This window comes from Streptomyces sp. NPDC051677 (assembly GCF_044453465.1).
GTDB lineage: Bacteria > Actinomycetota > Actinomycetes > Streptomycetales > Streptomycetaceae > Streptomyces.
Window position 1 is genome coordinate 100,844 of record NZ_JBITCT010000003.1, and the last position, 18,206, is coordinate 119,049.

20 protein-coding genes are annotated in these 18,206 nt (G+C 68.1%); 2 read left to right on the plus strand and 18 right to left on the minus strand.

The features are described 5' to 3' along the window. Positions 1-44: 44 nt before the first annotated feature. The 10 genes from tatC to ACIBAF_RS04945 all read right to left on the minus strand — a co-directional run bounded on the left by tatC (position 45) and on the right by ACIBAF_RS04945 (position 8,489). Entirely contained in the window at positions 45-929 is an 885-nt protein-coding gene (gene tatC / locus ACIBAF_RS04900) for a twin-arginine translocase subunit TatC (RefSeq protein ID WP_399461852.1), read from the minus strand. 93 nt (positions 930-1,022) lie between these two features. Next, entirely contained in the window at positions 1,023-1,310 is a 288-nt protein-coding gene (gene tatA / locus ACIBAF_RS04905; RefSeq protein ID WP_399461687.1) for a Sec-independent protein translocase subunit TatA, read from the minus strand. A 283-nt stretch (positions 1,311-1,593) separates the two neighbouring features. Further along, a complete protein-coding gene (locus tag ACIBAF_RS04910; RefSeq protein WP_079663381.1) occupies positions 1,594-1,788 on the minus strand; it encodes a hypothetical protein in 195 nt (64 codons plus the stop codon). A 20-nt stretch (positions 1,789-1,808) separates the two neighbouring features. Continuing rightward, positions 1,809-2,099, minus strand: coding sequence for a hypothetical protein (locus tag ACIBAF_RS04915; protein WP_334583354.1), 291 nt, complete (start codon positions 2,097-2,099; stop codon positions 1,809-1,811). Beyond that, the gene (locus tag ACIBAF_RS04920) at positions 2,096-3,169 is read right to left on the minus strand and encodes a helix-turn-helix transcriptional regulator (protein WP_399461688.1); all 1,074 of its coding nucleotides are present in this window, start codon (positions 3,167-3,169) and stop codon (positions 2,096-2,098) included. Before ACIBAF_RS04920 ends, ACIBAF_RS04915 begins: the two co-directional genes overlap by 4 nt. Positions 3,170-3,187: 18 nt before the next feature. Next, entirely contained in the window at positions 3,188-4,165 is a 978-nt protein-coding gene (locus ACIBAF_RS04925) for a helix-turn-helix transcriptional regulator (protein WP_399461689.1), read from the minus strand. A gap of 130 nt (positions 4,166-4,295) precedes the next feature. After that, on the minus strand, positions 4,296-4,667 hold the full coding sequence (locus ACIBAF_RS04930; protein ID WP_334583356.1) for an FKBP-type peptidyl-prolyl cis-trans isomerase: 372 nt from the start codon (positions 4,665-4,667) through the stop codon (positions 4,296-4,298). Positions 4,668-4,728: 61 nt separating this feature from the next. Further along, the gene (locus ACIBAF_RS04935; RefSeq protein ID WP_399461853.1) at positions 4,729-5,733 is read right to left on the minus strand and encodes an FKBP-type peptidyl-prolyl cis-trans isomerase; all 1,005 of its coding nucleotides are present in this window, start codon (positions 5,731-5,733) and stop codon (positions 4,729-4,731) included. Between the two features lie 125 nt (positions 5,734-5,858). After that, on the minus strand, positions 5,859-7,220 hold the full coding sequence (gene pafA, locus ACIBAF_RS04940; RefSeq protein WP_319335180.1) for a Pup--protein ligase: 1,362 nt from the start codon (positions 7,218-7,220) through the stop codon (positions 5,859-5,861). Between the two features lie 9 nt (positions 7,221-7,229). Beyond that, the gene (locus ACIBAF_RS04945; protein WP_399461690.1) at positions 7,230-8,489 is read right to left on the minus strand and encodes an MFS transporter; all 1,260 of its coding nucleotides are present in this window, start codon (positions 8,487-8,489) and stop codon (positions 7,230-7,232) included. Between the two features lie 120 nt (positions 8,490-8,609). On the opposite strand from ACIBAF_RS04945, the gene ACIBAF_RS04950 reads away from it, so the two are divergent. Beyond that, positions 8,610-9,626, plus strand: a complete 1,017-nt coding sequence (locus ACIBAF_RS04950; protein WP_399461691.1) for a LacI family DNA-binding transcriptional regulator — start codon at positions 8,610-8,612, stop codon at positions 9,624-9,626. A gap of 80 nt (positions 9,627-9,706) precedes the next feature. Here ACIBAF_RS04950 and prcA read toward each other — a convergent pair whose 3' ends face one another. From prcA to arc, 6 genes are all read right to left on the minus strand, one after another. Then, positions 9,707-10,450: a proteasome subunit alpha gene (gene prcA / locus ACIBAF_RS04955; RefSeq protein ID WP_079663372.1), complete on the minus strand. Its 744-nt coding sequence runs from the start codon at positions 10,448-10,450 to the stop codon at positions 9,707-9,709. A 62-nt stretch (positions 10,451-10,512) separates the two neighbouring features. Further along, positions 10,513-11,358, minus strand: a complete 846-nt coding sequence (prcB, locus tag ACIBAF_RS04960) for a proteasome subunit beta (protein ID WP_399461692.1) — start codon at positions 11,356-11,358, stop codon at positions 10,513-10,515. Continuing rightward, positions 11,310-11,921, minus strand: coding sequence for an endonuclease VII domain-containing protein (locus ACIBAF_RS04965; RefSeq protein WP_399461693.1), 612 nt, complete (start codon positions 11,919-11,921; stop codon positions 11,310-11,312). The genes prcB and ACIBAF_RS04965 overlap by 49 nt, the downstream gene beginning before the upstream one ends. A 44-nt stretch (positions 11,922-11,965) precedes the next feature. Beyond that, positions 11,966-12,184, minus strand: coding sequence for a ubiquitin-like protein Pup (locus ACIBAF_RS04970; protein ID WP_236239206.1), 219 nt, complete (start codon positions 12,182-12,184; stop codon positions 11,966-11,968). A 188-nt stretch (positions 12,185-12,372) separates the two neighbouring features. After that, on the minus strand, positions 12,373-13,884 hold the full coding sequence (gene dop, locus ACIBAF_RS04975; RefSeq protein ID WP_399461695.1) for a depupylase/deamidase Dop: 1,512 nt from the start codon (positions 13,882-13,884) through the stop codon (positions 12,373-12,375). 233 nt (positions 13,885-14,117) lie between these two features. Next, on the minus strand, positions 14,118-15,884 hold the full coding sequence (gene arc, locus ACIBAF_RS04980; protein WP_079663368.1) for a proteasome ATPase: 1,767 nt from the start codon (positions 15,882-15,884) through the stop codon (positions 14,118-14,120). Between the two features lie 243 nt (positions 15,885-16,127). On the opposite strand from arc, the gene ACIBAF_RS04985 reads away from it, so the two are divergent. Further along, complete coding sequence (locus tag ACIBAF_RS04985) at positions 16,128-16,433, plus strand: ferredoxin (protein ID WP_079663366.1); 306 nt, start codon at positions 16,128-16,130, stop codon at positions 16,431-16,433. 56 nt (positions 16,434-16,489) lie between these two features. On the opposite strand, the gene ACIBAF_RS04990 is transcribed toward ACIBAF_RS04985, so the two are convergent. Both ACIBAF_RS04990 and ACIBAF_RS04995 read right to left on the minus strand, forming a co-directional pair. After that, positions 16,490-17,062: a hypothetical protein gene (locus ACIBAF_RS04990; protein ID WP_399461696.1), complete on the minus strand. Its 573-nt coding sequence runs from the start codon at positions 17,060-17,062 to the stop codon at positions 16,490-16,492. A 218-nt stretch (positions 17,063-17,280) separates the two neighbouring features. Further along, positions 17,281-18,183, minus strand: coding sequence for a tRNA (adenine-N1)-methyltransferase (locus ACIBAF_RS04995; RefSeq protein ID WP_031162116.1), 903 nt, complete (start codon positions 18,181-18,183; stop codon positions 17,281-17,283). Positions 18,184-18,206: the final 23 nt, after the last annotated feature.

Genomic DNA, 18,206 nt, shown 5'->3' on the forward strand with positions numbered 1-18,206 from the left:
GTCCTTGCGACGTTCCCACCGTCTGCGCCTCAGTGCAGACGGCCTCAGGTCACGTCGTCATAACCGTTGACGCGGTCTGTGGTCGACTGCTCCGGCAGCGACCTGCTCGCGGACACCGTCTCGATCTCACCGATGTCCTCGGGGGTGAGATCCAGGTCCGAAGCCTCGTCGTCGTCGAGGTCGGCGTCCGGGTTGGCGCGGCGGCGACGCTTGTCGTTCAGGAGGGAGATGCCGACCGCGATGAAGTACAGGACCACGATGGGTCCGGCGAGGGCGATCATGCCGAAGGGGTCGGTGGTGGGAGTGGCCACGGCCCCGAAGATGAAGACGCCCATGACGACACCGCGCCACCAGCCGGCCATCCTGCGCCCGGTGACCATGCCGCTGAAGTTGAGCATGACGAGCAGGAGCGGCAGCTCGAAGGCGGCGCCGAAGACCAGGATCATCCGGACGATGAAGTCCAGGATCTTGTCCATCGGCAGGATGTTCGCCGAGCCGTCGGGCGTGATGCCGAGGAGCACGCGCATGCTGATGGGCAGCACCGTGTAGGCGAGCGCGGCACCACCCAGGAAGAGCGGCACGGCTCCCGACACGAACCAGTACGTGTACTTCCGCTCGTGCTTGTGCAAGCCGGGCGCGATGAACGCCCACAACTGGTACAGCCAGACCGGGCTCGAGAGGATCACGCCCGCCATGAAGCAGACCTTCACCGTGGTCGTGAAGGGCGACAGGAGGTCGGTGTAGGCGATGACAGCGCACTTGCCTCCTGTGGACTCGCCCAGCCCCGTGGTGCACTTCGGAACGGGGTCCATCAGGAAGTTCATCAGCTCTTGGCTGTAGAACGCGACCACGAGTGACACGACCGTGATCGCCAGCATGCCCTTCGCGAGCCGGTTGCGCAGCTCACGAAGGTGATCCGCGAGGGGCATCCGCCCCTCGGGGTCCTTCTCCTGTTTGCGGGCAGACTTCAGCAACCCACGTTCCCATCTCGTACGGCAGGGCCGGAGGTCACCGGCCCTGCGTCAGCGCTTGGTCGTGTCCGTCGGCTCAGTGACCGGGCGGGAGCTGGTCACGTCGCCGGGGGCGGCCTGAATGGTGCGCTGCGCGGGGGTCTGCTCGTCGTTGTGGGGCGGGCCGGCCGGGGTGGCCGTGCTGCTGCCGTCTTCCTTCATCGCCTTGGCCTCGCTCTTGAGGATGCGAGCGGACTTGCCGAGCGAACGCGCCATGTCGGGAAGCTTCTTGGCGCCGAACAGCAGGATGACGACGATGAGGATGAGAATGATCTCGGGGGCGCCGAGCCTTCCGAACATAAGTCTTTACCTTCTCACCGAGGCTGCGGGGGCGGGATGCCGTCCGACCGGTCGGACGCATGTCCGAACGATCGTGTTGAAAGCGATCGTAACGCTCAGGGGTAAACGTGAGGCAATCCCCGTGCGTACTCCCGGTCAGCGGTCCGGGCCTCGTTCTCCGAGCCGCGACGAGCAGCGTACCTGCCCCCACCACCGGGACGGGAGGGCGAAGTGGCCCAAAACGCATTCGCCGCAGGACTCACAGGACGACGACAGCGCTCCGCGGGACGCACCACAGCGGCCGTCACAGGGTGTCCACAGCGCGAGCCGCGCTCACAGCCGCCCGTTCCAGGTCCTGCGCCGCCCGGTCGATACGCCGCGCGGACTCCGCGACCTGCCGGCCCAGCCGCTGCGCCTCCAGGAAGACCCGCACGGCGAACACCGCGAGGACGGCGAGACCCACAAAACCCACGGCAACCGCGAACATCGGCCAGAACATGGGGCCGAGCCTAGACCCCGCTACGGAGTGTGCAGCCGCAGGGTCCGCACGCCGCCGCCCGTGAGCAGTTCGACGATCCGCTCCCCGGCCGGCTTGCGCACGGCCGCCCCGCAGTCCGGGCAGGTGAAGGAGTAGAAGGTGGTGCGACTGGAGCCGCCGATCGCCAACAGCAGGGCGCTCGCGGCGAGCTCGAAATGGCTTCGGCAGTCGGGACAGCCCGCCCTGAACCGCACCGGGGTCACACTGCGCATCCCCGCGAACGCGGAAGCCACCGAGATGCCCCGCACACCAGACGCCACCGACTCGCTCACAGCCCCTGCTCCCGCCCGTCGAACTGACTGTCGCCCCGCTGCCGCTCGCCGTGCACCGCGCGCGGCCCGCCCGCCGCACCCTGTGCCTCGATCCCGTCGTAGGCCTCCAGTGCCTCGCGGGCGGCCCGGCGGGCGCTGTCGGCGAGGTCCGGCGGCGAGACGATCCGGCCGTCCCGGCCCAGCCGCAGGGCCAGCCTCCTGAGTGAGGCCGGTTCGGGCGTGCGCAGAGTAATACGCAGTCCGCCGTCCGGAAGCTCATCGGCGCTGTCGTGCGGGTAGTACTCGGCGACCCAGCGGCCGCCCGGCCCGACCTCGACGACGACCTCCGGATCCTCCGCGGCCGGCTGCACCAGCCCCTCCGACAGGTCCCGCAGCTCGATCTCGGGCGGCGCCGACGGCTCGTCGAGGATCCTGATCTCCGCGACCCGGTCCAGCCGGAAGGTGCGCCGGGCCTCCGAGCGGCGGCACCAGGCCTCCACGTACGTGTGCCCGACGCTGACCAGCCGGATCGGGTCGATCTCGCGCTCGGTGACCTCGTCGCGCGCGGGCGAGTAGTAGCGGATCCACAGCCGGCGCCGCTCCGAGATCGCCCGGTCGACGTCCGCGAAGACCCCGCCCTCCGACTCGAACGTCACCGACAGGCGCGCGCTCGCGCCCGCCGCCTCACCGGCCGCGGCCTCCACCTTCGCCGTCGCCCGCAGCAGCGCCTGCCGGTCGCCCTCCCGCAGACCCGGCAGCGTGGACACCGCCCGGGCCGCCACCAGCAGCGCCGTCGCCTCGTCCGCGGCCAGCCGCAGCGGCTCCGCGGCCTCCGCGCCGAGCGCGGCCGGATTGTGCCACCAGATGCGCTCGCCGTCGGTGTCGATGTCCAGGAGATCGCCGCCCCGGAAACTGGTGCCGCACATGGGCAGCACATCGAGGTCCGAGACCAGCTCGTCCTCCGTGATCCCGAAGGCGCGCGCCACGTCCTCGATCCGCGCGCCGGGGCGCTCCCTGAGATACGTCACCAGGGAGAGCATCCGCCGGGTCTGGTCGATCGCGTTCGCCGGCCTGACCGGTTTGCCTGCCACTGTGTTGCTCGCTCCCCCTCAGCCCTTGGCCACGGCCCGCAGCCGGTCCACGACGTCCGCCCGCAGCTCGGCCGGGTCCACGACCACCACGTCCGGCCCGAACTCCACCAGCCAGGCGTCCAGACCGTGCCCGTACGGAATCTCCAACTCGTCCCAGCCGTCGCCGAGTTCCCGCACCGCACTGGCCTTCGCCCGCAAGGGGTACCCGGCGCCCGTGCGCAGCCGGATCAGCGCGCTGCGGTCGGCGGTCTCCCCCGCCCAGCTCGCGACCGTCTCCCGCACGGTGACCACATCCGGGACCGGCGCGGTGAAACTCGCCCCGCGCGAACGCACACGACCAGTGATCCGCGACAGCCGGAACACCCGCTCCGCACCCCGGTCACGGTCGAAGCCCGCCAGATACCAGTGACCGCGCCAGCACTCCAGCGCCCACGGCTCGACATGCCGCGGCTCGGGATGCGCGGCAGTGGCCTTGCGGTAGTCGAACACGACCGGCCGACGGTCCCGGCAGGCCAGCATCAACGGCTCGAACGCGGCCTCGTGCACAGGAATCCGGGGCTCCAGCGCACCATGCGCCTCGTACGGGTCGACGTCCTCGGGCAGCCCCGCCGCGCGCAGCTTCTGCAGGGCGCCGCTCGCGGCGCCCGCCAGTCGGGCCTGCTGCCACACCTTGGCCGCCAGGCCCAGCGCCGCGGCCTCCTCGGCGTCGAGCGTGATGGGCGGCAGCCGGTTGCTGTCACGGCGCGCGAGGTAGCCGATCTCGCCGTCCAGGCTCTCCACGGTCTCGATGACCAGGCCGAGCTCGCGCAGATCGTCCTTGTCCCGCTCGAACATCCGGTTGAAGGAGTCGTCCGACCCCGCCGCACCCCGGCCCGGCCCGAACGCCTCGACGTAAGCCTCGATGGAGTCGCGCAGCTCGCGCTTGCTGAGCGGTCGCCGCGTCCCGAGCAGACACAGCGCCAGGTTCATCAGCCGCTCGGCCTTGGCAATGGCCATCGACGCCCTTCGCCTCCCCTATGGTGCTTACGATCGACGACCGTACCGCTCAGCGGCGTCGGGACAAAAGCCGAGGGCCCACACCCGGGCAGGCATGGGCCCCAGCCGATCAACACCGGTCCTACGACGATCAGACCCCGAGCAGGTCCACCACGAAGATCAGCGTCTCACCGGGCTTGATCGCCGGCGTCGGGCTCTGGTCGCCGTAGGCGAGGTGCGCGGGGATGGTCAGCTGGCGACGGCCGCCGACCTTCATGCCCTGCACGCCCTGGTCCCAGCCCTTGATGACCCGGCCGCCACCGAGCGGGAAGCGGAACGGCGCCCCGCGGTTCCAGCTGGCGTCGAACTCCTCACCGGTGCTGAAGGAGACACCCACATAGTGGACGGTGACGGTCTGACCGGCCTGCGCGACCTCGCCGTCGCCCTCCCAGATGTCCTTGATCTCGAGGTCCGCCGGGGGCGCGCCTTCGGGGAAGTCGATCTCGGGCTTGTCAATGCTCACGTCACTGCTCCTGCATGTCTCACGGAAAGGCAACACGCACAGTCTTACACCTTCGCCGGCCTCACACCTTGGCGAGGACGTCCACCGCGAACACCATCGTGTCGTCCTTCCCGATGCCGCTGCCGCTCGGCGGGTTGTCGCCGTAACCCAGCGCCGGCGGGACCACGATGACGACCCGGCTGCCCACCTTCCGCCCGATCAGTCCCTGCGCCCAGCCCTTGACCACCTGCTGCAACGAGAACGACGTCAGCGCCTTGCGGCCGTACGTCGAGTCGAACTCCTTGCCCGTGTTCCAGATGACGCCCTTGTACTGCACCAACACGGTGTCGTCCGCCGCGAGCACGGCGCCGTCGCCCTCGATCACGTACTCCGCCACCAGCTTGGTCGGCGCCTTCGACTTGGGGACCTCCACCGAAGGCGACTTGCCGTCGGTGTTCGTGCCGACCTTCGGCACACCGGCGTCGTCCTGCGCCACCACCTTGCCCTTGGCCGAGCTCTTCGGGCCGAACGCGTCCTGGATGTCGAACACGAACACCAGCGTGTCGGTGCCCTTGATGCCCGCCTGCGCATCGCCGTCCTTACCGAAACCCCAGGTCGGCGGCACGGAGAACTGCACCCGGCTGCCCGTCTTCTTACCCGTCAGGGCATAGCGCCAGCCGTCGATGGTGGCACCCGGCGCAAGCTGCGTGAGCAGCGGCTTCTTGGTCTGGTAGGTGTCGACGAGAACCTTCGCCGTGTCCCAGATCTGGCCGACGCAGTTGGCCTGGATGTAGTCGCCCTCCGCGACCGTCTTCCCGCTGCCCGCGATGACCGTCTTCACCGCCAGCTGGTCCGATGGCTCACCGCTGCCCTTGGCGATCGTCGGCTTCTCACCGAACTTCACCCCCGCCGTGATGGCCGGCAACGGACCGTCGACGATCTTCGGCGGCGGCGCGGCCGACGTGCCCGAGGCCGAGGGCGACTTGCCGTCGCTCGCCTTGCTCGAGTCGGACTTGTCGTCCCCGCACGCGGAGAGGGTGACCAGTCCCGCGGGTACGGCGGCAAGGATGAGTGAGCGTCGGCGCACGATGAAGCCTCGTAATCGGTCGATCTTCTGATGGCGTGCGCGCAACTCTACGGCGTGCGAAGGGCGCCGTACGGGAAACGTACGGCGCCCGTGTTGCGTTCCGCACCGCATGCGGAACACATCGCTCACATGCCGGCGATCAGCTTCTCCACCCGGTCGTCCACCGAACGGAACGGGTCCTTGCACAACACGGTGCGCTGTGCCTGGTCGTTGAGCTTCAGGTGCACCCAGTCCACCGTGAAGTCCCGGCGCTGTTCCTGCGCACGACGGATGAAATCGCCGCGCAACCGCGCCCGAGTGGTCTGCGGCGGCACCGACTTGCCCTCGAAGATCTTCAAGTCGTTGCAGATCCGAGCCGCTTGCCCCTTGCGCTCCAGCAGGTAGTACAGACCACGACGACGGTGGATGTCGTGGTAGGCGAGGTCTATCTGCGCCACTCGCGGATGCGACATCGTCATGTTGTGCTTGGCCCGGTACCGCTCGATGAGCTTGTACTTCATCACCCAGTCGATCTCGGTGCCGATCCGGTCGAGGTCCTCCGCCTCGATCGAGTCCAGCGTGCGGCCCCACAGCTCCAGGACCTGGTCGACGGTGCCGGTACGGATGCCGCGACGCTCGACGAAGTCCACGGCCTTCTCGTAGTACTCCCGCTGCACCTCCAGCGCGGAGGCCTCACGACCACTGGCCAGACGCACCTTGCGCCGGCCCGTGATGTCATGACTGACCTCACGGATCGCCCGGATCGGGTTCTCCAGCGTCAGATCCCGCATCACCGTGCCCGCCTCGATCATGCGCAGCACCAGATCGGTCGCCCCGACCTTCAGCAGCATGGTCGTCTCGGACATGTTCGAGTCGCCCACGATCACATGCAGCCGGCGATACCGCTCGGCGTCCGCGTGCGGCTCGTCACGCGTGTTGATGATGGGCCGCGAGCGCGTCGTCGCCGACGAGACACCCTCCCAGATGTGCTCGGCCCGCTGGCTGACGCAGTAGACCGCCCCACGGGGCGTCTGCAGCACCTTGCCCGCGCCGCACAGCAGCTGCCGGGTCACCAGGAACGGGATCAGGATGTCCGCGAGCCGGGAGAACTCCCCGTGCCGGGCCACCAGGTAGTTCTCGTGGCAACCATAAGAGTTGCCCGCCGAGTCCGTGTTGTTCTTGAAGAGGTAGACGTCGCCCGCGATTCCTTCCTCGTGCAGGCGTCGCTCCGCGTCCACCAGGAGTCCTTCGAGAATGCGCTCGCCCGCTTTGTCGTGGGTGACCAACTCGGTCACGTTGTCACATTCCGGTGTCGCGTATTCCGGATGCGAACCCACGTCGAGATAGAGGCGGGCGCCGTTCCGCAGAAAGACATTGCTGCTTCGGCCCCATGACACGACACGGCGGAAGAGGTACCGCGCCACCTCGTCGGGAGACAGCCGACGCTGTCCCCTGAACGTACATGTGACGCCGTACTCGTTCTCCAGCCCGAAAATGCGGCGGTCCATGACTGAACATTACGCCCGATCCCCTGAACTGAAACGGGGTTCGGCAGCACGGTTTGGATCATTTTCCGACGAAGCCGCAACAACCCCACTTCCGGCGGGAGCTGCGAGTACCCGCCCCGTCGCCAGCAAAACCGACAACGACACGCCGCCCGCGACACCCGGCACCGCGAACCCCCACAGCGTGCCGCCCGCCTCCACCACCGGACCCGCCACACCCGTACCCACCGACGCCCCCACCGTGAACGTCGTCACCAGCCACGAGAACGCCTCCGTCACCGTCCCCCGCGGCGCATGCCGGTCCACGATCACGAACGCACACGCGATCGCGGGCGCCAGGAACACCCCCGCCAACGCCGTCAACGCCACCATGGCCACCGCACCCGGCAGCAGCGTCAACGGCAGATAACACACCGCCAGAAAGGCCACCAGCCAGCGCAGTCGCCGCTCCGGCGCACCCGCCCACTGCCGCGCCCCGTACACCACACCGCCCACCAGCGCACCCAGCCCCAGCGCCGCCATCAGCCAGCCGTACACCGCGTCACCACCGTGATCGTCCGCATACGGCACCGACGCCACCGTGATGGAGCCGAGCGCCATACCGACGAACAGAAACGCCCCCAGCAGCGCCAGCAGACCGGGCGAGCGCAGCGCACCCAGCCAGTGCGCCTCACGCGGCGCCGACCGCCACGCGCGCGAGGGCGGCGACACCACCACCCACAGCGCCCCCAGCACCCCCACCGCGTTCAGCGCCAGCAGCGCCGCCTGCTCCGACCACAGCGACACGCAGAGCGTCACCAGCAGCGGCCCGACCGTGAACATCACCTCCTGTGCCACCGCGTCCATCGCATACGCCGTGTGCACCTGGTCCTCGCGCCGCAGCACCGCCGGCCACAGCGCCCGCAGACCGCCCTCCAGAGGCGGCGTGAACAGCCCGGCGGCCGCCACCGCCCCGTACGCGAGCGGCAACGGGTCCGTACCGGCGAACGCGAAGACCGTCATGGCCATCGCCGAGGCCAGCGCCGCCGGCAACTGCACCCGCGGCTGACCGTGCAGATCCACCAGCCGCCCCAGCAACGGCTGCCCCACGGCGTTCGCGACGCCGTACACCGCCGCCAGCGCCCCCGCCAGGCTGTACGTACCGCCGTGCGCGCGCACGAACAGCACGATCGCGATCGCGGCAGTGGCGTTGGGCAACCGGCCGACGAGCGTGCCCGCCAGCAGCTGGGCGGCGTGCTTCGCCCTGAGGATCTCCAGGTATCCCGCGGCCAATGTCCCGCCTCCGTCGGCTCGCCCGAGGCGGTGAGCCACCTCGAAGTTTTACGTATAACGCCTCTTGTCATACGTACCATGTGCGCTGTTCACCAGTCCAGACGAAGGAGCAGGCCCACAGTGGCACGAGGTAGCACGCGCCCCACGAGCCGCGACGTCGCCCAAGCCGCAGGAGTCTCCCAAGCCGCCGTCTCCCTCGTACTCGGCGACAAATGGCGCGGCCGCGTCTCCGAAACCACCGCCGAACGCGTACGCCACGCCGCCCGCGAACTCGGCTACCGCCCCAACCTCGCCGCCCGCAACCTCCGCCTCGGCCACACCCGCACCGTCCTCCTCGTGGTCCCGGCCCTCACCACCGAATTCTTCGCAGGCGTCTACACCGGCGCAGCACGCGTCGCCGCCGAACACGGCTTCGGCGTCGTCCTCTACCCCTCCCCCGAAGGCGTCGGCCCCGCCCGCGACCCCTTCGCCTCCGCCCAGGCCGCCCTCGACGGCGTCCTCGCCTCCTCCATGGCCGCCGACGCCCTCACCGCCATCCGCGGCGACCAACTCCCCCTCGTCATGCTCGACAGCGACCCCACCGGCAGCCTCGGCGCCGCCACCGTCAACCTCGACATCGCCGACGGCGTCCGCCAGGTCGCCGACCACCTCCTCACCCTCGGCCACCGCCACTTCCTCCACCTCGCCGCCGACGTACCCTCCTGGACCTTCGACGTACGCGCCCGCGAACTCACCGCCCGCATCGGCGCCGTCACCGGAACGACACTGCGCACCGCACCCGCCCCCATCACCATCGACGCAGCCCGCACCGCCGCGGAAACAGCACTCCGCACCCCCGGACCCCGCCCCACCGCCGTCATCTGCGACGACGACAAACTCGCCGCCGGCGTCTACAAAGCCCTCCGCCGCCTCGGCCTGCGCGTACCCGACGACATGTCCGTCACCGGCCTCGACGACCTCGCCCTCGCCACCGCCCTCGACCCCGAACTGACCACCGTCCGCCTCGACGCCGAACTCTTCGGCGAACGCGGCATGGAAGCCCTCCTCGCCGTCCTGGACGGCCGCACACCCGACGCCGGAGACATTCCCGTCCACCTCGTCGTACGAGCCTCCACAGCCCCACCCAGCGCCTCCTGAAACGCCCTGCGCCCCGGCCGAGACAACCGACCGGGGCGCACAAGGGGTGGGGCGAGGGGCAGGCTCACACCGAGACCGACCTACTTCTCCTCCTCATCGGAGCTCTCCGCCTCCGTCGACGCACCGTCCGTCTCCAGCAACCGACCCAGCTGCCGACCGACGATCCGCTTGAACTTACGCTTCTGCGGCCGCGTACGATCCAGCACCGCCACCTCCAGCCGCTCCGCCGGAATCTCCCGCTGCGTGCCATTGGTGTCACGCGACAGCGCCTGAACAGCCAACTTCAACGCCTCAGCCAGGCTCATCCCGTCCTGATGACGCTGATCCAGATAACTGCTGATCTGCTCCGCATTACCGCCGACCGCCACCGAACCGTGCTCGTCCACGATCGACCCGTCATGCGGCAACCGATAGATCTGGTCACCGTCCGGCGTCTCACCGACCTCCGCCACGACCAACTCCACCTCGTACGGCTTCTCGCCGGCCGAAGAGAAGATCGTGCCCAACGTCTGCGCGTACACATTCGCCAGACCACGCGCGGTCACGTCATCACGGTCATAGGTGTAACCACGAAGATCGGCATACCGCACACCGCCGATCCGCAGATTCTCGTACTCGTTGTACTTACCGGCGGCCGCGAAACCGATCCGGTCATAGATCTCGCTGAACTTGTGCAGCGCACGGGACGGATTCTCACCGACGAACACGATGCCGTCGGCATACTGGATCACAACGAGGCTGCGCCCGCGCGCGATGCCCTTGCGGGCGTACTCCGCGCGGTCTGCCATCGCCTGCTGGGGTGAGACATAGAACGGCGTCGACACCGGTTATCCATCCCTTTCTGTCAAAGTCACTGGATCACCTGGGACAAGCACGGATGCGCCGACTACAGCAGAGCGGCGCGCGGGCCGTCCGGCTGCTCCAGACGACGCTCCAGAATCGAGGCGGCGATCCCCGACGACTCCTCGTCGGTCAGCCGACGGAAACCGTCCTCGGTGATCACGGTGACGATCGGGTAGATCCGGCGCGCGACATCGGGACCACCGGTCGCCGAGTCGTCGTCGGCCGCGTCATAGAGAGCCTGCACCACGAGCGTCGTGGCCTGCTCCTCGGTCAGATCACTGCGGAAGAGCTTCTTCATCGCCCCGCGCGCGAAGATCGAGCCCGAGCCGGTCGCGGCGAAGTTGTGCTCCTCCGAACGACCGCCCGTGACGTCGTAGGAGAAGATCCGGCCCCGGTCCCGGTCCACGTCGAACCCCGCGAACAACGGCACGACCGCCAGACCCTGCATGGCCATGCCCAGATTGGACCGGATCATGGTCGACAGCCGGTTCGCCTTGCCCTCCAACGACAGCTGCGCCCCCTCGACCTTCTCGAAGTGCTCCAGCTCCAACTGGAACAGCTTCACCATCTCCACGGCCAGACCAGCGGTGCCGGCGATACCGACGGCCGAGTACTCGTCCGCCGGGAACACCTTCTCGATGTCCCGCTGCGCGATGACGTTGCCCATGGTCGCGCGACGGTCACCGGCGAGCACGACCCCGCCGGGGAACGTGACGGCCACGATCGTCGTCCCGTGCGGCGCTTCGATGACACCCTGCGTCGGGGGCAGCTGCCGCTTGCCGGGCAGCAGCTCCGGCTGGTGGTCGGAGAGAAAGTCCATGAAGGACGAGGACCCAGGCGTCAGGAAGGCAGCTGGTAGACGCCCGGTGCTACGAGTGTTGGCTTCCACGCGTTTCCTTCCACGTAAGCAGCAGCCCGCCTTATGGCATCGGGCCGATCCTTGAACTGCCCCAGTGCAGCGTTGCAGCTGAAGCACAGTACGCCTCGGACCCTACCCGTCTTGTGGCAGTGATCCACATGTGCGGCCGGGGCGGACAAACATATGCAGCAGACGCCCCCTTGAGAGGCGATCAACTCGTCGCGGTCGGCTTCGGTGAGGCCGTAGTGGCGCTTCAGACGGTCCTGACGCCCACGCTCGGCCCGGCAGGTCTTGCATCGCGTCGACAGACCGTCCGAAGCCGTCGCATTGCGATGCCACTCACTGTGAGGCTTGACCTCGCCGCACGTTCGGCAGGGCTTGTGTCCGGCCAGGACATCCACCTTCTCCCTGACCGCCTTGCCCACAGCCTCCCGGCGCCGCCGGTAGTGCGCGGCACTGTACTCCGCCACGCACTCCCGACAATGCACCTGGAGACCGTCACGCCGGTTCTTGTCCCGCGCAAATGCAGCGATCGGCAGATCCCGCTTGCACTTCCTGCATTGCTTCACGTTCGGCTCGCCAGCCACCTTCATCCCCCGCCACCTTCAATTCGAAGGCTAATCGACCCCGAAGGCCCTCACTCTCCGCCTTTTTGCACGAAGGACCTCACGAAATCCTCGGCGTTCTCCTCGAGTACATCGTCAATTTCGTCAAGAACCGAGTCCACGTCGTCGCTCAGCTTCTCGTGGCGCTCCTTGAGGTCTTCCGAGGCCTGCGCCTCGGGCGCCTGCTCCTCGACCTCTTCCGTGGAGCGTGTCGCCTTCTGCTGGCCGCCGCCGGTGTCCTTGGTCGCCATAACCCTCACCCCGCTCTTTCGCCCGACATGGTCGACAGGTCGGCATTCCTGCCGATCGGTGATGATCAGACCCTACAAGCCGGGTCCGACATCGGCCCCGCAGTTGCTACAACGTACGGGGGCCACCTCGATGATTCCCGGACGAGGGGGTTTCCACCCCGTCCGGCAGGTTCCGTCCGGATAACCGTTCAGCCACCCGAGAGGACCCTGACCAGGTCTTCTGCCGTGCGGCAGCGGTCCAGGAGCTCCTTGACGTGATTTCGCGTTCCGCGAAGCGGTTCGAGGGTTGGGACGCGCTGGAGCGAGTCCCTGCCCGGCAGGTCGAAGATCACCGAGTCCCAGGAGGCGGCGGCGACGTCGTCGGCGTACTGCTCCAGGCAGCGGCCGCGGAAGTACGCGCGGGTGTCCTCCGGGGGCTTGGTGACGGCCCTCTCGACCTCGCTCTCGTCCAGCAGGCGCTTCATGCGGCCGCGGGCCGCGAGACGGTTGTAGAGGCCCTTCTCGGCCCGTACGTCGGCGTACTGGAGGTCGAGGAGGTGCAGCTTGGCCGCGTCCCAGTCGAGGCCGTCTCGGCGGCGGTAGCCCTCCATGAGTTCCCGTTTGGCGACCCAGTCGAGTTCGCCGGCGAGGCTCATGGGGTTGTTCTCCAGGCGGTTCAGGGTGTCCTCCCAGCGAGTGAGGACGTCCTTGGTCTGGTCGTCGGCGTCCGCGCCGTACCGCTCCTCCACGTATTTGCGTGAGAGCTCGTAGTACTCCATCTGCAGTTGGACGGCGGTGAGTGTGCGGCCGCTGCGGAGGGTGACGAGGCGCTGGAGGGTGGGGTCGTGGGAGACCTGGTGGAGGGTGCGGACGGGCTGGTCGACCGCCAGGTCCACCGCGATGAAGCCGTCTTCGATCATGGACAGGACGAGCGCCGTCGTGCCCAGTTTCAGGTACGTCGAGATCTCCGAGAGGTTCGCGTCGCCGATGATCACGTGGAGGCGGCGGTATTTCTCGGCGTCGGCGTGCGGCTCGTCGCGGGTGTTGATGATGGGGCGTTTGAGGGTGGTCTCGAGGCCGACCTCGACTTCGAAGTAGTCGGCGCGCTGGCTGAGCTGGAAGCCGTGTTCGTGGCCGTCCTGGCCGATGCCGACGCGGCCTGCGCCGGTGACCACCTGGCGGGAGACGAAGAAGGGCGTGAGGTGGCGCACGATGTCGGAGAAGGCGGTTTCCCGCTTCATCAGGTAGTTCTCGTGCGTGCCGTAGGAGGCGCCCTTGTTGTCGGTGTTGTTCTTGTAGAGGTGGATGGGCTGGGCGCCGGGGAGTGCTGCGGCTCGTTCGGCGGCTTCGGCCATGATGCGTTCGCCGGCCTTGTCCCAGAGGACGGCGTCGCGGGGGTTGGTGACCTCGGGGGCGCTGTATTCGGGGTGTGCGTGGTCGACGTAGAGGCGGGCGCCGTTGGTGAGGATGACGTTGGCGAGGCCGATGTCCTCGTCGGTGAGCTGGCTGGCGTCGGCGGCCTCGCGGGCGAGGTCGAAGCCTCGCGCGTCGCGCAGCGGGTTCTCCTCCTCGAAGTCCCAGCGGGCCCGGCGGGCCCGGTGCATCGCCGCCGCGTAGGCGTTGACGATCTGGGATGAGGTGAGCATGGCATTGGCGTTGGGGTGGCCGGGGACGGAGATGCCGTACTCCGTCTCGATGCCCATTACTCGCCGTACGGTCATGCGGCCCTCCTTGCCCGGCGGCACCCTCGGTCGTGGGCGCCGCTCAGATACCGGTGGTGCTCCGGTGCGTGTGCGGTGCCCGTCCCCGCACTGCGCGACTCGTCGGTAGGGAAGAGCCTAGAACGCCTCTGCGCTGGTGGGGAGATCATTTGCGTCATTGCCTTGCTCCGGCCGTGGCCTGAAAAACAGTCGGCTGCGGGTACCCGTGGTGGGCACCCGCAGCCGCCCTGTTTTTACAGGTACTGTCCGGTGTTCGCCACTGTGTCGATGGAGCGTCCGGTGTCTGCGCCTTGCTTTCCGGTGATGAGGGTGCGGATGTAGACGATCCGTTCGCCCTTCTTTCCGGAGATGCGGGCCCAGTCGTCGGGGTTGGTGGTGTTGGGGAGGTCCTCGTTCTCCTTGAACTCGTCCACGCATGCCTGGAGGAGGTGGGAGACGCGCAGGCCCTTCTGGTTGTGGTCGAGGAAGTCCTTGATGGCCATTTTCTTGGCGCGGCCGACGATGTTTTCGATCATTGCGCCGGAGTTGAAGTCCTTGAAGTAGAGGACTTCCTTGTCTCCGTTGGCGTAGGTGACTTCCAGGAAGCGGTTTTCCTCGGATTCGGCGTACATGTGTTCCACTGCCGTCTGGATCATGCTCTGGACGGTGGTGGTCTTGTCGCCGCCGTGTTCGCCGACGTCCTCGGAGTGCAGGGGGAGGCGTTCGGTGAGGTACTTCTGGAAGATGTCCTTGGCGGCTTCGGCGTCCGGGCGCTCGATCTTGATCTTCACGTCGAGGCGGCCGGGGCGCAGGATGGCGGGGTCGATCATGTCCTCGCGGTTGGAGGCGCCGATGACGACCACGTTCTGCAGGCCTTCGACGCCGTCGATCTCGGCGAGGAGCTGCGGGACGATGGTGTTCTCCACGTCCGAGCTGACGCCGGAGCCGCGGGTGCGGAAGAGGGATTCCATCTCGTCGAAGAAGACGATGACGGGGGTGCCCTCGGAGGCCTTTTCCCTGGCGCGCTGGAAGACGAGGCGGATCTGGCGTTCGGTCTCGCCGACGTACTTGTTGAGGAGCTCGGGGCCCTTGATGTTGAGGAAGAAGCTCTTGCCGGTGGCCTGGCCGGTGACCTCGGCGACCTTTTTGGCCAGCGAGTTCGCGACGGCCTTGGCGATGAGCGTCTTGCCGCATCCGGGGGGTCCGTAGAGCAGGACGCCCTTGGGCGGGCGCAGCTCGTGCTCTTTGAAGAGGTCGGGATAGAGGTAGGGGAGCTCGACGGCGTCCCTGATCATCTCGATCTGTCCGCCGAGGCCGCCGATCTGCTCGTAGCCGATGTCGGGGACCTCTTCGAGGACGAGTTCTTCGACCTCGCTCTTGGGGACGATCTCGTAGACGTAGCCGGAGCGGGGTTCGAGCAGGAGGGCGTCGCCGGGGCGGATGGTGACGTCCAGCAGCGGCTCGGCGAGCCTGACCACCCGTTCCTCGTCGGTGTGCCCGAGCACCAGGGCTCGCTCGCCGTCCTCGAGGATCTCCTTGAGGGTGACGATGTCCCCGACGCGCTCGTACTCCATGGCTTCGACCACGTTGAGCGCTTCGTTGAGCATGACTTCCTGGCCGCGTCGGAGCTCGTCGAGCTCGACGCTGGGGCTGACGTTCACGCGGAGTTTGCGGCCTCCGGTGAAGATGTCGGCCGTGCCGTCCTCGTTCGCTGTGAGGAAGACGCCGAAGCCGGCCGGCGGCTGGGCGAGCCGGTCGACTTCCTCTTTGAGGGCCACGATCTGGTCGCGGGCCTCACGGAGTGTGCTCGCGAGTCGCTCGTTCTGGGCGGACACGCCGGCCAGGTTGGTCTGTAGCTCGACGATCCGCTCTTCGAGAATCCTCGTGTGTCGCGGAGAGTCGGCGAGCTTGCGTCGCAGGACGGCGATCTCCTGCTCAAGGTAGGCAATCTGCCCGGACGGGTCGTCGGACCCTCGTCCCGGGCGGATGCCGCGGTTCATGTCGTCGTCGTGGGCTGCCACGGTCCTCACCTCCTCCAAGGGGAGCTGGACGCTTCCAGACCCTACCTGGGTGGGTGTCGATTGAAACCCCTAGATCACAAAGACTGTCGGGGTGTGTCCGATCTTCACCCTTGCGCTCTCCCTCACGCCAGGGGAATACCCACCGAACATGATTGGAAAGCGGCCGAGGGTAGGGTCGAAGTGTTCAACACCCGTCAGAGCCTGCATCGTTCCCTTGCGGCTCGACAGTAAACGGCAGGAGTCATGGGCGTGCAGCAGGAGGCCGGTGTCGGCGGCGAGGTATTGGAGGTCTGGATCGATCAGGATCTCTGTACCGGTGACGGGATCTGCGCTCAGTACGCGCCGGAGGTGTTCGAGCTGGACATCGATGGTCTGGCGTATGTCAAGGGCGCGGACGAGGAGCTTCTGCAGGCCAAGGGGGCCGCGGCGCCGGTGCCGTTGCCGCTGTTGACGGACGTGGTGGACTCGGCGCGGGAGTGTCCGGGTGACTGTATTCATGTGCGGCGGGTTTCGGACAGGGTCGAGGTCTACGGCCCGGACGCGGAGTGAGCGTCCAGGCGCGCTCTGTGACGAATGTCTGATTTCTCACAGGCCAGTGGCCGGTTTCAGACGCTGTGGGCGCCGGCGGGTGTCGAGCGGATGAACGTGTTGTCCTTCCACTGCCACTTGGCGCTGTCCTTCACGTCGGGGCAGCAACTGGGTACGTCCGGTGTGGAGTAGCCGAGGAGGGTGGCGAGGACGGCTCCGTCGGTGATGGCGATGCTGGTGACGGTGGTGCGGTCCTTGGGGTCGACGAGGGTGGCGACCACGCGCGCGTGGGTGCGGTCGGTGCTGTGGGTAAGGACGTAGACGCCGTCGGGCGGGGTGCCCATGGCGGCGTCGCAGTGGACGACGGCGACGGTTTCGGGGGTGCCGTCTCCGTCGAGGTCGCCGGTGGCTTTCTTGACCACGAGGGCTTGTACGGGGCCGCATTCGAGGGGGAAGTCGACGCCGGTGGTGGCGGGGGCCGCGGTGGTGGCGGGTCTGGCGTCGGGGGCGGTGGCCTGGGCGGCGGTCGCGGGTTTGGGTTGCAGGAGCGAGGAGAGTGCGATGACGCCGGCGAGGGCGGTGGCGGTCGCGACCCAGTGGATGGGCCGGGTGTGGGTGTGTGCCAGTTCCGGGACGGCGGAGTGCTGCACTAGGAGTGTCTCCTGCGATGGCTGTGCCGGTGGGGGTGGGGGATTGGCCAGCATCGTGCCACACGTCACAGGGCGGGGGAACGGCGGGGTGCGGGATTTCGGACGTGAGGGCGGGGTGCGGGGCGGGTGTCAACGGGAAGGCGCCGTGGTCGAGTTCCGGGTGTGGTGCGGGAACTCGGTCACGGCGCCTTGTCGTTGGGCGTGCTGCGGGGGCCGGGTCAGCGGCCGGTGCCTCCGTCGGCGTTGGGGCCGGCGTAGTCCTCGCCGTAGGCGCCCTTGGCGGGGCGGCGGCGGCGCATGGGGGGCTCGACGCCGTCGGCGAGGCGGCGGGCGGTGAGGAGGAAGCCGGTGTGGCCGATCATGCGGTGGTCGGGGCGGACGGCGAGGCCTTCGATGTGCCAGTTGCGGATCATCGTCTCCCAGGCGGTCGGCTCGTTGAAGCAGCCGATCTCGCGGATGGACTCGACAGTCCGGGCGAGCTGGGTGGTGGTGGCGACGTAGCAGCAGAGGATGCCGCCGGGGACAAGTGCCTTGGAGACGGCTTCGAGGCATTCCCAGGGGGCGAGCATGTCGAGGATGACGCGGTCGACGTCGGTGTCGCTCAGGTTGTCCTGGAGGTCGCCGACGGTGAGCTGCCAGGCGGGGTGGGGGCCGCCGAAGTAGCGCTCGACGTTCTGCTGGGCGATCTCCGCGAAGTCCTCGCGGCGCTCGTAGCTGTGCAGCATGCCCTGGTCGCCGATGGCGCGCAGCAGGAAGCTGCTGAGCGAGCCGGAGCCGACACCGGCTTCGACGACGCGTGCGCCGGGGAAGATGTCGGCGAAGGCGAGGATCTGCCCCGCGTCCTTGGGGTAGACCACGGCGGCGCCGCGGGGCATGGACAGGACGTAGTCGGGGAGCAGGGGGCGCAGCGCGAGGTAGGCGACGTTCCCGGTGGTGCGGACAACGCTGCCCTCGGGTGCGCCGATCAGTTCGTCGTGCGGGAAGGAACCCTTGTGGGTGTGGAAGTTCTTCCCGGCTTCGAGCGTGAACGTGTAGTGGCGGCCCTTGGGGTCGGTCAGCTGAACCTGGTCCCCGACCTTGAAGGGCCCGCGCCTGCGGGCGGCACCGGTCGGTTCGGACATGTGAACAGCCTACCGGGGTTTAC